This window comes from Pantoea sp. Sc1, assembly GCF_000255315.1.
Classification (GTDB): domain Bacteria; phylum Pseudomonadota; class Gammaproteobacteria; order Enterobacterales; family Enterobacteriaceae; genus Pantoea; species Pantoea anthophila.
Genome location: NZ_AJFP01000001.1, coordinates 2,192,587 through 2,206,594 on the forward strand (window position 1 = coordinate 2,192,587; position 14,008 = coordinate 2,206,594).

Below are 14,008 nucleotides of genomic sequence, written 5' to 3' on the forward strand. Positions count from 1 at the left end.
GATGAATAAGATAATGAGTCGTTTAACGCCGCTGGCGTTACTGACAGGATTTATGATGAGCGGTAACGTGGCGGGTGAGAATATCGGAAGCCAGACAGGGGCGAATATAACCCTGAATGATGGCGACATTCTGACCGGAGACGCCACCTATTCAGGCGGGCTATATGGCGTCGTCAATCCCTACAATCAGACCGGAATTGTTAATCTGGGTCGTCGCGCTTTTATAAACGTTACTGATGCCGATAATTATGCACGCGGCGTAGTCATCTGGGGGAATGAGAGCCAGCTGTTTGCGGAAGGACTTACTCTCAATATCAGTGGAAATAGTGCCCTGGGCATTAATATTACGGGTCAGGATATTACTGCCGATCTGGGGACGGGAACCACTGTCAATGTGACCGGAACCGCTACCGCTTCCGGTATCCTGATTCGGGGAGCGTCATCGCTGAAAGCGGAAGCCCTTACGGTGAATCTGACAGGAGACGGTGGTTTTGGCCTCAGCGTCAGCAATGCGGGCACCCGCGTGGACCTGGGGAGTGGCAGCACCCTATCGACTCAGGGCAGAGGAAGCCACGCTATCAGGGTCCATGCCCTGAATGGGAAAGAGTCATCCCGCCGCACAACACTGACCGCAAATCAACTGACGCTCAACACGACAGGCGATTCTGCTTATGGCCTCAATCTGCAGGCCGATTCGCTCGCCAATCTCGGATCCGGAAGCACCATCACGACAACTGGCGCGAACGCCTTTGGTATCTGGAACTTTGGTGAACTCGCCGCTGATAATCTGACCATTAATACGACAGGAAGCGGCTCAATCGGTCTTGAAGTGCGTCAGAATGGCGTTGCTGACATTGGCCCCGGCAGTCAGGTAACGTCTGCTCAGGCTGGCAGCATCGTCGCCAGCGGCACGTCAGCAATCATTAACTTCAAAGGAACAGCAGAACAGCGAAACAGCCTTCATTCAGGCGGTTCTTATGCCGCATCTGCCCAGACGTCTGGCTCCTCTGTTACGCTTGATGAGACCGATATTACCAGCGCCGACATGGCGCTGTGGGCGCTGAACGCGGGTCATATCTCGGCGAATAATGTTTCCATCAGTAGTTCAGTGACTCCCAGAGCGGCGCTTTATGCAATGACAGGCGGCGAGATCAATCTGACCGGTAATGTCGATATCGCTATGGCTTCGGCAGATCAGTTCGCCATCGCCACGCAATATAACGAAGGTTATGCACAGGGCGTGGTTAATATCGACGGCAAACTGAATATGACAGGATCCGTTTATTCCCGCGGCGGATTCGTTGATTTAGCGCTGCAGCCCGGCTCGGTCTGGCAAGGCGCAGCCATCAGCGACGGTGTGAATAAGGGGTATCTGAATACGACCTTAAATAAAAGTGACTGGTATGTCAGCGCAAATTCAAATGTGGATCGGTTAAACATGAATAAGGGGCAGATTGATTTTACCCGGTCAATCTCTGCATCCGATTATTCCACCTTAACCGTTGCCGATCTGTCAGGTAGTGGTAATTTTAATATGCGTATTGATCTGGCAGGTGAAGGTGATGGCGTTAATAACCATGGCGATAAGCTGGTTGTCACAAACAGCAGCCAGGGTGACTTCACATTGTCATTTGTTAATCAGGGCAGTCTGGCGACAACAGGCCATGAGTTATTAACCGTGGCAGAAACTCCTGACGGGATAGCAAATTTTACCACAGCATCAGATATTGAACTGGGCGGCTATCTCTACTCAGTGCGTAAAACCGGCACGAACTGGGAACTCTATTCTTCCGGCGCCGCATCAGCACCGGAACCAGAACCCGCTCCGGATCCGGCACCAGATCCAGCCCCTGCTCCGCAGCCTGCGCCAGAACCTGAACCTGAACCTGAACCTGAACCTGAACCGGCACCGACGCCCCCGATTACCACCACGGCAGATGCAGGCGGTAATTTCCTGCATATCAGTTACCTGATGAACTATGTCGAAACGCAAACCCTGTTTCAGCGCCTGGGCGACATCCGTCAGGACAATGCGAAAGGGAATGTCTGGCTGCGGGGCTTCGGCGGTAAACTGAACACCTTCTCAGGCGGCAGACTGAGTGACTTTGAAATGGGCTACAGCGGCTATCAGTTTGGCGCAGATAAGCGTCTGGCCGAAGATATAAACGTGTCAGGCGGCCTGTTTATGGGGACCACCCACGCCTCACCTCACTACCGCGGGGGCGAGGGTACGGCCAAATCAGAACATGTGGGGGGCTATCTGACCTGGGTCGCCGACAACGGTTTTTACGTCGATCAGGTCGTTAAGATCAACCGCATCCGCAATCAGTTCAAGGTGAAAGATAGCCAGCAGAATCTGGTTTCCGGTCAGGCCAAATCAACCGGATTCACATTTTCCGTTGAGGCGGGCAGGCGTTTTCACTTCTCTCCTGATGACCAGGGCTTTTATCTCGAACCTCAGGCTCAGATTACCGCAGGCCGGCAGAAAGGGTCGCAGACCCGGGCCAGCAACGGTCTGGTTATCGCGTTTAAAGATTATCATTCCGTTAACGGTCGGGCAGGCGCGCTGGCAGGATACAGTCAGAAAAGTGGAGCCACGAATTACAATGTCTATTTCAAAACCGGCGTGGAACGCGAGTTTTCAGCCAGCATGCAATATGCTCTGAACGGTTCAACGGAGAAAGCGGATCTCAGCGGAAATGCCTTGCGCAACGGACTGGGAGTCAGTGCCGATATAGACACCGCACATCATCTTTATCTGGAAGCCGATTTAACGACCGGTCAGCGCTTTGATCAACGCCAGCTCAATGCCGGTTACCGTTTTAGCTTTTAACTGAAGGTGGCACGTTCAGCCATCCCTGTCCTGCCCTCCGTGGCAGGACTTTTTTTGCCTGATACTCAGTCAGATCAGGCCTGCGGCAGCAGCGCAACAATCTCCTCACTGCTGCCGGTTTCACCCAGGCGCGGGAAAATGAGATTGATGCTGTTGTTGTGCGTATCAATGTTGAGATCGGTCATCGCATCGGTTGCCAGCGTGACGTTGTAACCCGACTCATAGGCCTGTCGCGCCGTGGACTCCACACCGATACTGGTCGCGATCCCGCAGATCACCACCTGGGTGATGCCGCGCTGCTGCAATTCCTCGTGCAGCGCCGTGGCCTGAAACGCGCCCCAGCTCTTTTTGGTGATGGTGATGTCATTCTGCTGCGGCGTCATCGCCGGAACCAGCGTCGCCCAGTCGGCAGGCAGTTCACCGCTGTGACGGGCCTGCTCAGTGCGGCCTGGCGCACCACCGGCCACGTTAACCAGCACAACCGGCAGATTATGCTGGCGGAATGCCGCCGCCAGCGCGGCACAGCGCTCGATTACCGGCTGCGGCTCATGGACCAGTGGCAGCGCCACAATGCCATGCTGCAGGTCGATAACAATCAGCGCCGTTTTTGCATCAAGTGTGGTTACAGCCATATTAAATCCTTAAAGTGAATGGTCAGCGAGTCGCTGCAGTAAAGGGAGAACATCGGTCAGTTGCTGCTGTTCAGCCGGTGTCAGCCGGGCCTCCAGCGTCCGTACCAGCCAGTCGTCACGCATCGCGCGGCTGGAAGCAATCACCGCCAGGCTGGCCGCGGTCGGCAGGTAGCGGGTCTTGCGGCCATCGTGCGGGTCGGGTTCCCCTGTCACCAGATCCGCCGCCAGTAACCCCGCAACGGTGCTGCCCATCGACTGGCTGCGCACGCCTTCCGCCGCGGCCAGCTGCGTCACCGTCATCGCCCCGTCCCGCACCAGATGGCCCAGTACCGCCACCTGTGACCAGGTTAACTCACCGGGTGGGGCCGATTCGCGCAGGCGGCGACTCAGCTTACCCACCAGCATGCGCAGCAGGGCTGCCGATTCAGTCAGATCGCTCATTGCCGGTCTCCATAGCCAGGCGAAAGTATAGAGATACGAAGGTAAACTGTGTAGTTTACTCAGGTATCAATTTGTAACGTCCGGACGCTGCAGATAGTGGATCAGACTGTGAAAACGCAGTGGCGTCGCCAGCGGATTACGGTAGCTGTGTGCCACATCCGCCCTGAACTGGAACGCCTCCCCCGCCACCAGTCGTCGCCAGATATCACCGACGCCCAGCAGCAGCTCGCCCTCAATCACCACCACCTGCTCGACACAGCCCGCTTCATGGGGGGACGACTGGCTCTGCGCGCCCGCTGCCAGCTCAACCGCCAGCAGATCAAAACGCAGCTGCGGATCGTAAGGCAGCAGCGGATGAACCGTCATCTCGGCATTGGCCTGGCTGAACCCGGCGACCGCGCCAGAGGGAAGCACCCGTCCGTCGATAAAAAAGGAAAAGGGAACGCTGAAACCGGTGGCGATCTTCCACAGCGTGGCTACGGTCGGACTCGACTCGCCGCGCTCAATCTGCCCCAGCATCGCTTTACTGACGCCGGTTCGCTCTGCCGTGAGCGTCAGGCTCCAGCCGTTGGCCTGGCGCAACTGTCTGAGCGCGGCGCTCAGGTGTTGCTGAAAATCTGCCATTTTTTCTCCTGCATTTTTCGTCAATGAGCTGACGTTATGCTGCCAGTGTAGCACTTGTGCGTTATAGCGTATCATGCAATTATGTGCGCTATAACGCACAACGCAGATTCACCTTCGCTGAAGGTGACAGAGAGAGCGATGATGAAAAGAGTGGGACATCCCCGTTTTACCCTGCCGATGGTGGTTTCCGGCTTTGTCGCCGTGCTGGTGGGCTACAGCAGCAGCGGCGCCATTATTTATCAGATGTTTCAGGCGGCGGGCGCCACACCGGCGCAGATCGGCGGCTGGCTCTCGGTACTCGGCATCGCGATGGGGATCGCCTCGCTGGGATTGTCGCTGCGCTACCGTATGCCGGTGCTGGCCGCCTGGTCAACACCGGGCGCGGCGCTGCTGGCCACCAGCTTTCATGGCATTTCGCTGAACGAGGCGGTGGGCGTCTTTGTGTTCTCCAATCTTCTCATCGTCCTGTGCGGGGTCACCGGACTGTTTGCCCGACTGATGAATCACATTCCCGCCTCGCTGGCGGCGGCGATGCTGGCCGGGATTCTGCTGCGCTTCGGGCTGCAGACCTTTGCCGATTTGCAGACCAACTTTGTGCTCTGCGGCAGCATGTGTCTCGCCTGGCTGCTGGCCCGCCGCTGGCTGGCCCGCTATGCCATTCTGGTCACCCTGCTGATCGGTATCGCCGTCGCGCTGGCGCAGCACGCCATTCACTTTCCGCCGCAGCCCTTAAGCGTAATGCTGCCCGAACCGGTGATGCCGCACTTTACCCTGACCACCCTGCTGGGAATCGGAGTGCCCTATTTTCTGGTTACGATGGCGTCGCAGAACGCCCCCGGTATCGCGACCTTACAGGCGCACGGTTATCGTGCGCCAGTGTCTGCCCTGATGAGCTGGACTGGCCTGACGGCGCTGCTGTTATCACCGTTTGGCGGTTTTTCCGTCTGTGTGGCGGCCATTACCGCGGCGATCTGCATGAGTGATGAGGTCGACCCCGATCCGCAGCAACGCTGGCGCGCGGCGGTACTGGCGGGAATTTTCTATCTGCTGGCGGGTGCGTCCGGGGCGTTGATCGCCGTGCTGTTCAGCGCCCTGCCTGGAGTGCTGATTGAAGCGCTGGCGGGACTGGCTCTGCTTGCCACGCTGGGCGGCAGCCTGCAGCGCGCGCTCGAACAGCCTGCTGAACGCGACAGCGCGCTGATCACTTTTCTGATCACCGCTTCCGGCGTCTCGCTTCTGGGTATTGGTCCGGCCTTCTGGGGCCTGGTGGGCGGCATTATCGCCCATCTGCTGCTGGTGCGCAGACGCGCCTGAATCTGCTGATCTCACTGAACTGGCGGTTGTTTTTCCGCCAGCCAGTGAAAAAAACGCTGGATTTAGCCCCTTTTCTGCCGTTTGATTTGTCATTGCCCCGCGTAAAATCAACGTAATCGTCGATAACACGCGATTTTCTGCCTCAGACAACGACCGATAAGGGCCCAACAGGTGGCAAAAACTTTTCTGCGCAGCGGTAATTTAGATGCAGTTCTGGCATTAGGTGAAAATGGCCAGCCGGTCTACGCCTCAGCACTGCAAATTCGTGAAACCCTGCGCCTGCGCCGTCAAAGCGCACTGGCAGATTGCCTGGCCATTCCCCAGGCCAACGACCGGGGCGACCGCCTCGACTGGTATGCCCCTTTCAGCGGCCGGGTGAAATCCTGGCTGGGCGCCAGCGATCATGAGCGTCGCGCGGCGCTGCAGCACCTTACCGCCTGCCAGCAGGATATGCAGGATCTCAGTACGCGCGCGCGCGCGGCAGAGAACCCGTCGATGCGCCTGTTTGGCGCGCTGCTGAGCAAAACTCTGCAATTTCCCGACCAGCAGTATGTCTATCTGGTCGATGGCAAACCGGTGATCACGTTCTGGGGCTTTGTCGACGCGCAGGCGCGCAGCCGCGATGACGCGCTGGCCTGCCTGCGTGACACACTGGAAGAGAATCTGCCGGTGGCGCTGGTTGAACCGCCACCGGCTGTGTTGCCTGCCGCGCCTGTCGTGGCAGAGCCGGAGACCTTCGCGCCGCCACCGGTTCCGGAACCTGAGATCCTGCCTGAACCTGAACCCCAGCCTGCTGCGCCTGTCGACGCTCAGCCCGTTGCGCCTCTCCCGGCGCGTCGCCGTTTCCGCGTCTGGTATCTGCTCCCACCGGTCGCGATTGCCGCCGCCGTCATGGTGGCGGTGCTGCTGCATCGTCAACCCTCTGAGTCCACCCCGTTGGCAACGGCGAAGCCAGCGGCGACCCCGGCGACGGTGCCGGCTCCCGCTACGCCGGCAGTCACGGCGAGCCAGCCTCCGGTGGCTGCCGCACCGACCGTGGCCGCCAGCGCGCCTGCGGTGACGACGCCGGCCACCCTCACCCCGCCAGCGGTGACGGCCACGGCTGAAGCGCGCCCCGACACACAGCCGCAGTCAGCGGCCAGCACCACCGAGACCCCGCCTGCCGCCGCGTCTGCTACCCTTGCCAGTGAAGCGACCCCGACGGTACCGGCGAAGCCAGACGATCTGATTGTGACGCCGGATGCGGTGCGTGACGGGCAGGTGCAGGTGATCGATGGCCGCTGGCGGGTCACCATCAACCAGATGCCGACGCCAACCGGTAAGCCACCCGTGATGCGCTTCCAGTTTAAAAATGGTAAAGGCAGCGTGCAGGTCACTCAGGGTAATACCAGCTGTAAAGCCGATGTCAGCGCCGCCATGACCAGCGCCGGTAATCTGGTGATTGAGAGCCGCTACACCGCGAAGTGCCAGAACAATTCGCGCTACCGTATGCCGCTGCTTGTCTGCCACGCCAGCATTGGCGCCGCGCAGTGCGAAGCGCAATTTGCTGAAGACCGGGTCTTCCCGATGACGATTAAGCGTGAGAGTAAATAACGATGCTGGCTCCCCTGATCGATGACAAACAAAAAATTTCGCTGATTGAAAACAGCGGCGTGCAGTTCCTGGATTTTGGCCTGCAACTCTCAGATACCCCGGCGCGCCGTCAGTTTGTGCGCCAGACGGCCAACGGCCCGCTGCTGCGCCTGAACGTCGATGGCAACAGCGGAAAGTTCCTGCTCTATCCGGAAGATGGTGGTGCTGCCGAAGTGGTGCGCCCGGAATCCGATATCGCGCTGGCGGACTCCCTGACGCTGCTGTCAGCCTGCTGGCTGCCGCTGCCCATGCTGCGTTGTGCCAGCGGACGTCGTTTTATCGGTGGCCCTGAAAACTGGGCGCGGATGCGTCTGGTTGCCCTGCCCGCACCGGACGCAGCGGGCAATACCCATCGCGTTACCCTTGCCTTTGATACCCGCTGCGTGGCGGAAGAGGATGGCGGCGAGCAGCTGGGCCTTACCCCGGCGGATGCGCAGAATGGTGTCACCTTTGCCCTCGCCTGGCACAACTACGAGCTGGGCGACTTTCTCGATCTGACCTGGGTCGATGGCTGGCTGCGCGAATCCTTTACCGACCGCGTCAGCGACCGCCGCGAGCAGGCGATCAAACAGGCGCTGCGTGAATTTGAGTATCAGGCGCACTACCTGAATCTGCTGGAGCTGCTGGGCCAGCAGCTCGACCTCAGCGAGATCCACATTCAGGCCGCCACACTGCAGACCCCGGCGGTCAACGTCGATATCATCCTTGATGTGGGCAACTCCCACACCTGCGGCATCCTGGTGGAAGATCACCCGGAAGAGAGCAACGGCCTGAAGCAGACCTATGAATTGCAGCTGCGCGACCTCTCTCAGCCGCATCAGGTTTACAACGAGCTGTTTGACAGCCGTCTGGAATTTGCCGAAACCCGCTTTGGTAAAGCGAACTTTTCGCTGGAGAGCGGGCGCGAACAGGCCTTTATGTGGCCGTCGCTGACGCGTGTCGGTCGTGAGGCGAGCCGTCTGGCCCTGCAGCGTGCGGGACTGGAAGGCAGCACCGGCCTCTCCAGCCCGCGCCGTTATCTGTGGGATGAGGCACGCTATCAGCCGGGCTGGCGCTTTAATACGCCGGGCGAGCAGGCGGAACCGCTGGCTTATGGTGCCCCCTTTACCACGCTGCTGAACGATGAAGGCCAGCCGCTGTCGACGCTGGCGCCGGACGATCGTCTGCCGGTCTTTTCACCGCACTACAGCCGCAGTTCGCTGATGACCTTTATGCTCTGTGAGCTGCTGGCTCAGGCGCTGATGCAGATGAACAGCGCGGCTCAGCGTCAGCGTATGCCGCAGAGTCACGCGCCGCGTCAGCTGCGCCATGTGATCCTGACGCTGCCGTCCGCGATGCCCAAGCCGGAGCGTGAAATCTTCCGTCGCCGGATGCAGGAGGCGCTGGCGCTGGTCTGGAAAGCCGAAGGCTGGCTCGCGGATGAGGATGATCTGGCATCGGCCGTCTCCCGTCAGAACCCGAAACCTTTGCCGGATGTGCAGATGGAGTGGGATGAAGCCACCTGTGGTCAGATGGTCTGGCTGTTCAATGAGACGCAGGTCAACTTTGCCGGTCGCGCTGAAGACTTTTTCAGCAGCATGGCGCGTCCGGATCGGCCGCGCGATGAGGGCGAACTGCCAGGTAAGAGCCTGCGCATCGCCTCGATTGACATCGGCGGCGGCACCACCGACCTGGCGATTACCCAGTATCGTCTGGATGATGGTCAGGGCAACAACGTTAAAATCACGCCGCGCCTGCTGTTTCGCGAAGGCTTTAAGGTGGCAGGTGATGACATCCTGCTGGATGTGATTCAGCTGTGGATCTTACCGGCGCTGCAGCAGCACCTGCAGAAAGCGGGCCTGACGCTGGCGGAACCGCTGATGAACAAGCTGTTTGGTCACGACAGCCGCATGGACGGTCAGGCCACGCTGCGTCAGCAGGTTACGCTGCAGCTGTTTATCCCGCTGGCGCAGGCGGTGCTGGAACGCTATGAGAACTGGGATCCGCTGGAGAGTCATGCAGAAATCAACGCCCTGTTCGGCGAACTGGTTGAGCAGACGCCTGGCGAGGCGGTGCTCGCCTTTGTCAACGGCGAGATCCAGCGTGAGCTGGGCGGCAACAGCCGCTTTGATCTGCTGCAGGTGCCGCTGGTCGTGAGCCTCGCGCAGCTGCACGGCGAGTTTATGCAGCACCGGATGGCCATTATCCCGGCGCTGCGCTCCATGTGTGAGGTGGTCTCGCTCTACCAGTGCGATGTGCTGCTGCTGACCGGGCGTCCGTCACGCTTCCCTGGCATTCAGGCGCTGGTGCGCCATCTGCAGCCGCTGCCGGGCAGCCGCATTCTGTCACTGGAAGGCTATCACACCAGCGACTGGTATCCGTTTAACAAGCACGGCCGCATCGACAACCCGAAATCGACCGCCGCCGTCGGCGCGATGCTCTGCCTGCTGGCGCTGGATCTGCGCCTCAGCAGCTTCTGGTTCCGCGCGGGTGATTTTGAACCTTACTCGACCATCCGCTATCTGGGTATGCTCGATGAAAACCAGGCCCTGACGGATGAGAATCTCTGCTACAGCGACATTGACCTCGACGATCCTGGCTTTGCGCTGGACCGGAAACGCAGTTTCCGCATCCGGGGTAACGTCTGTCTGGGCTTCCGCCAGCTCGATAACGATCGCTGGCCCGCCTCACCGCTTTACAGCCTGACGCTGAACGACCCGACGCTGGCGCGTAAAGTCGCGGGCGAAAGCGTGCTGCGCATCCGCCTGGCGGTCAAAGCCGGCCCCGGTGCGTCCGGCCCGGAAAACCTGGTGCTGAGCGATGCGCAGCTGGATGATGGCACCCGAGTGCCGCTGGAGCAGTTGAGTCTGAAGCTGAATACCCTATCGGCGACCGGCAACGCCAATGCGCAATACTGGATTGACAGCGGGAGCGTGTGTAAACGATGAAAGCCCTGAAACCCCGTCAGCCTCAGACGCTGGCAAAACGTCTGGGCCTGTTACAGGACGCCCTGAACAACAGTCTGGAATGGATTGAGAACAGCCGTGAGCAGTCGCCGCGTCTGTCGCTGGAGGCGGAAACGCTTACGTTGCAACTGCGTCAGGCTCGCGTGCAGACCCAGGCGCTGGCACAGCAGGTCGCCCGCCCGGTGACGCTGGCCCTGTTTGGTCAGTCGCAGGCCGGCAAAGCCTGGCTGCTTAACGAGATGGTGGCCGATGCACAGGGCCAGCTGGTGACCCGCATGGGCGACAAACAGCTCTACTGGTTCCAGCATATCAATCCCGGCAACCTGGATTTTGCCACCGCCACCCGCTTCAGCCATCAGCGCGAGCCGCTCTCGACTGAGTGGCCGGTTGAACTGACCCTGCTGAATGACGCAGAAGTTATCCGTCTGATGCTCGCCTGTTCCGCTGCAGGCACACCCGACGTGGCGCAGATCGACAGCGGGCTGCAGCGTCTGCAGCGCCATCGCCTCGCCTCACCGCTGGCCGGTCTGGACAGTGATGCGCTGGTCACGCTCTGGTCCTGGTGCCGTCGCCGTCCGCACTACGATGCGCGCCTGGATCGCCACTTCTGGCCGCAGGCGGTTGAGCTGGCTCCCTGGCTGAGCGTCGACGACCGGGTGCAGCTTTTCTCCCTGCTCTGGCCCGCCGAACCGGCGCTGAGCGAGATGCTGCGCACGCTGCTGCATCTGCGCCATCAGCTGCGTAACAGCAGCCGGGTGCTCGCCCCCTTAAGCCTGCTGGTCGATAACGCCCTGCTGCCTGCCGGGCAGCTGATTGTGCCAGCCAGCGAACAGGATCAGCAGCAGCCGGTGGAAGTCTGCCCGCTGAACGGTAACCGCATCGGCAAGGCCCAGCGCGTCCCGCTGGGCCTGCTGGCCCTGCTGACGCTGGAAGTGCTGGTGCCGCTGAGCTCCACTCCGCGCACCGCGCTCTATGATGATGCTGATATGCTGGAGCTGCCTGCGCCCGGTCACGCCAGTGATGTGGCGACCCAGGAAGATCGTCAGCGCCTGCAGCAGCAGGACCCGCTGCGCGCACAGCTGCTGGAACAGAAACGCGCCCTGCTGCCGGGCTTTTATGCCGCGCGACAGGCGATCGATCTGCTGCTGGTCTGCACGGCGGCCAGCCAGCGTCAGGATGCGGATCGGGTCAGCGAAACGCTGCGCGAATGGCAGCGCCAGCAGCCTGCTCAGGAGGCCGCAGAGAAACCGCGCCTCATCTGGGCCATCACCCCCTTCGACGCCCGTCATCAGCAGATTAATGTGGATGAGGCGGTGCAGCGGCAGATGGGACAGCCCGGTCAGCACTGGGGCTCCATGCTGGCCCTGGATCGCGCGGGCGTCGATCGCATGGCGAGCTGGCTGCAGGATGAGATGCAGCCTGACGCCCGCCGCGACATGCTGCTGGCCCAGCTCGCGCAGATTCAGCACACCGTCGTAGAGCGGCGTTTACTGCCGTGGACCGAGGCGGGTGCCAGCCCGGAACAGGCGGCACGCAAGCAGAACATCGCCGACACGCTGCTGAAATGTTTACAGCATCGCACCGGCCTGCATGGCGAGCTTCTGGAGCGTCTGCAGCCGCCGCGCGAAGCACTGCGTCAACTGTGGCTCAATCAGACGACCCTGCCGGGCAGCAAACCGGCCCATCAGGCGCCGGAGAATCAGTTCGGCATCGGGTTTGAATTTGACCTGTTCAGTGACGCACCCGCTGACGTACCGGCTCAGCCGCGTCAGAGCCTGCACAGCAGCCAGCAGTTTCCGCGCCAGGTGCTGCTGCTGTGGCTGGATCACCTGCGTCAGCTGCCGGAAAACCGCAGCCTGCTGGCGTTACTTAACGTGGATAAGGCGACGATGGAGTGGCTGGTAGAAGAGCTGATCACCGCCGGGTTCCGCACCGATATTGCGCAAAAACTGCAGCAGGCGCTGCACGAACCTGACACGCAAAGCGTGACGCACGAATCCCGCGCCGACCGGCAGGTGACGCGGGCGATGACGGTGCTGGGCGATTTTGTGGCCTGGCTCGGCTTTTTACAGCGCCCGGAATCAGAACGTCCCGCCAGCCGCGTCAACCGCGGCCAGGTGATTTTCTCGCGCCCGCCCGCTCCCAGCGTCAGCTTCGGTGCCGGTCAGCGCCTGACCCGACTCTCTGCGGCACCGGCGAATCACACCGCCTATTACATCTACGACTGGCTGGTGGGACTGAATCAGGTGATCGTTGAGAACAACGGCTATACCGGCGGTGGCGATCTGCCACTGGCGGCCCGCGAGGCGCTGATTGCCCTGCTGAAGCCGCTGCGCACGTAATCTATAACCGGGTGCAGTTCGCCTCTGTGCGGCTACCCCCCGCTTCCCGGCCGACCTGAGACTGAGACGGCAATAAAAACCGTTGCCGGCTTACTCCACGATCAGGTGCAGTTCGCCTTCCAGCGACTGCGCCGCTTCTTCCAGCAGCGCCAGCACCGGCGCTAAATCAGCCTGATGCGCCGCGTAATGCTGCAACCGCAGTGTGGCAGGCAGCGCCATGCCGCCCGTCAGCCAGTCCCACAACGCATCCAGGTTATGACCAAAGGTCGGCGGGCAGCCGCTCTGCCCGGCAAACTCGCGATAAAAAGCCGCGCGCGTGGTGAGCTCGCGCAGATCAAAGTTCAGTTCAAGCATCAGGGCACCTGTCTGAAGCTGCGGTAGTGATCGGTGGAGAGAAACACCAGCCCGTCAGAGGAATAGACCAGACGATCGGCGTCGCGATGTCCGCAGCGGTAATTCACATCCGCTTCATACCACTGGCGACCCGCACGCGGTGGCAGCCGCTTTTCGCGGTTAGCAAAACGGTCACCGCCGATGGCTCTGCCAGGCAGAACCTCACACAGGTTACCTTTGGCCGGATTCCAGCCGCGTTGCCGCGCTTCGTTTTTGGTCAGGTAGTAGTCCGGTAACTGCTGATGCTGTAGCACCCAGCGCGCCACGGTGTGGGCATCGGTCAGGGTGGCGATATCGGCCTGAGCCGGCGCAGAAACGGTGTTGAGATAAGGTTTAAGGCCGTAAAAGCAGGCCGCGAGGACAAAGAAAAGTCCAATCCAGAGTTTTTTTGACATGATGGCATCCGTGACGACAGGATGCAGATGATACCAGTTTTGCGCCCGGAGGAAAGCGCGGGCCAGACAGGCTGGCCCTGGCGAAGTTATGCAGCGTGCGAATCACCGCTGTGACGACGCCATGCACCCGGTGCCACACCATACTGGCGTTTAAAGCTGCGGTTGAAAGACTGCTGAGAGTCAAAGCCCAGTGAAATCGCGACGTTCAGAATCGGTTCATCGGTGCTGGTCAGGCGATCGGCAGACTTTTTCAGCTTCTTCACCCGGATGTACTCACCCAGGGGATAGCCGGTGTGCTCTTTGAACATGCGCTGCAGGTGCCACTTGGAATAGCCCGCGCGCTCTGAAACGGTATCCAGGTCCAGACGTGCTTCGATGTTGTTATCAATCCAGTCGATTAAATCGTGAATAAAGGCGTCACTCATCATTCCAGTCTCTCCTGTCGCTGTAGCGAAAA

General features: G+C 60.4%; 11 protein-coding genes. 5 read left to right on the forward strand and 6 right to left on the reverse strand.

The genetic code is table 11. The annotated features are described in order from the left end of the window. Positions 1 to 13 precede the first annotated feature (13 nt). On the forward strand, positions 14 to 2,833 hold the full coding sequence (locus S7A_RS10135; protein WP_009090281.1) for an autotransporter outer membrane beta-barrel domain-containing protein: 2,820 nt from the start codon (positions 14 to 16) through the stop codon (positions 2,831 to 2,833). A gap of 74 nt (positions 2,834 to 2,907) precedes the next feature. On the opposite strand, the gene S7A_RS10140 is transcribed toward S7A_RS10135, so the two are convergent. The 3 genes from S7A_RS10140 to S7A_RS10150 all read right to left on the reverse strand — a co-directional run bounded on the left by S7A_RS10140 (position 2,908) and on the right by S7A_RS10150 (position 4,530). Continuing rightward, positions 2,908 to 3,465 (reverse strand): isochorismatase family protein, encoded by a 558-nt coding sequence (locus S7A_RS10140; RefSeq protein WP_009090283.1) that lies wholly within the window; start codon positions 3,463 to 3,465, stop codon positions 2,908 to 2,910. 9 nt (positions 3,466 to 3,474) lie between these two features. Continuing rightward, positions 3,475 to 3,906 carry a MarR family winged helix-turn-helix transcriptional regulator gene (locus S7A_RS10145; RefSeq protein WP_009090285.1) on the reverse strand — a complete coding sequence of 144 codons (432 nt, stop codon included), beginning with the start codon at positions 3,904 to 3,906 and terminating at the stop codon, positions 3,475 to 3,477. A 66-nt stretch (positions 3,907 to 3,972) separates the two neighbouring features. Then, entirely contained in the window at positions 3,973 to 4,530 is a 558-nt protein-coding gene (locus S7A_RS10150) for a helix-turn-helix domain-containing protein (protein WP_009090287.1), read from the reverse strand. Between the two features lie 138 nt (positions 4,531 to 4,668). Here S7A_RS10150 and S7A_RS10155 point away from each other — a divergent pair, with 138 nt between their 5' ends. From S7A_RS10155 to S7A_RS10170, 4 genes are all read left to right on the forward strand, one after another. Further along, positions 4,669 to 5,844 (forward strand): benzoate/H(+) symporter BenE family transporter, encoded by a 1,176-nt coding sequence (locus S7A_RS10155; RefSeq protein ID WP_009090288.1) that lies wholly within the window; start codon positions 4,669 to 4,671, stop codon positions 5,842 to 5,844. 171 nt (positions 5,845 to 6,015) lie between these two features. Beyond that, positions 6,016 to 7,437, forward strand: a complete 1,422-nt coding sequence (locus S7A_RS10160) for an SrfA family protein (RefSeq protein ID WP_009090289.1) — start codon at positions 6,016 to 6,018, stop codon at positions 7,435 to 7,437. Between the two features lie 2 nt (positions 7,438 to 7,439). Then, positions 7,440 to 10,403, forward strand: a complete 2,964-nt coding sequence (locus S7A_RS10165) for a virulence factor SrfB (RefSeq protein ID WP_009090291.1) — start codon at positions 7,440 to 7,442, stop codon at positions 10,401 to 10,403. Further along, positions 10,400 to 12,763 (forward strand): virulence factor SrfC family protein, encoded by a 2,364-nt coding sequence (locus tag S7A_RS10170; protein WP_009090293.1) that lies wholly within the window; start codon positions 10,400 to 10,402, stop codon positions 12,761 to 12,763. Before S7A_RS10165 ends, S7A_RS10170 begins: the two co-directional genes overlap by 4 nt. 90 nt (positions 12,764 to 12,853) lie before the next feature. Here S7A_RS10170 and S7A_RS10175 read toward each other — a convergent pair whose 3' ends face one another. The 3 genes from S7A_RS10175 to S7A_RS10185 all read right to left on the reverse strand — a co-directional run bounded on the left by S7A_RS10175 (position 12,854) and on the right by S7A_RS10185 (position 13,979). Next, positions 12,854 to 13,117, reverse strand: coding sequence for a barstar family protein (locus tag S7A_RS10175; RefSeq protein WP_009090295.1), 264 nt, complete (start codon positions 13,115 to 13,117; stop codon positions 12,854 to 12,856). Then, positions 13,117 to 13,551, reverse strand: coding sequence for a ribonuclease domain-containing protein (locus S7A_RS10180; protein ID WP_009090297.1), 435 nt, complete (start codon positions 13,549 to 13,551; stop codon positions 13,117 to 13,119). The genes S7A_RS10175 and S7A_RS10180 overlap by 1 nt, the downstream gene beginning before the upstream one ends. Before the next feature lie 86 nt (positions 13,552 to 13,637). After that, positions 13,638 to 13,979, reverse strand: coding sequence for a helix-turn-helix domain-containing protein (locus S7A_RS10185; protein WP_009090299.1), 342 nt, complete (start codon positions 13,977 to 13,979; stop codon positions 13,638 to 13,640). Between the last annotated feature and the right edge of the window lie 29 nt (positions 13,980 to 14,008).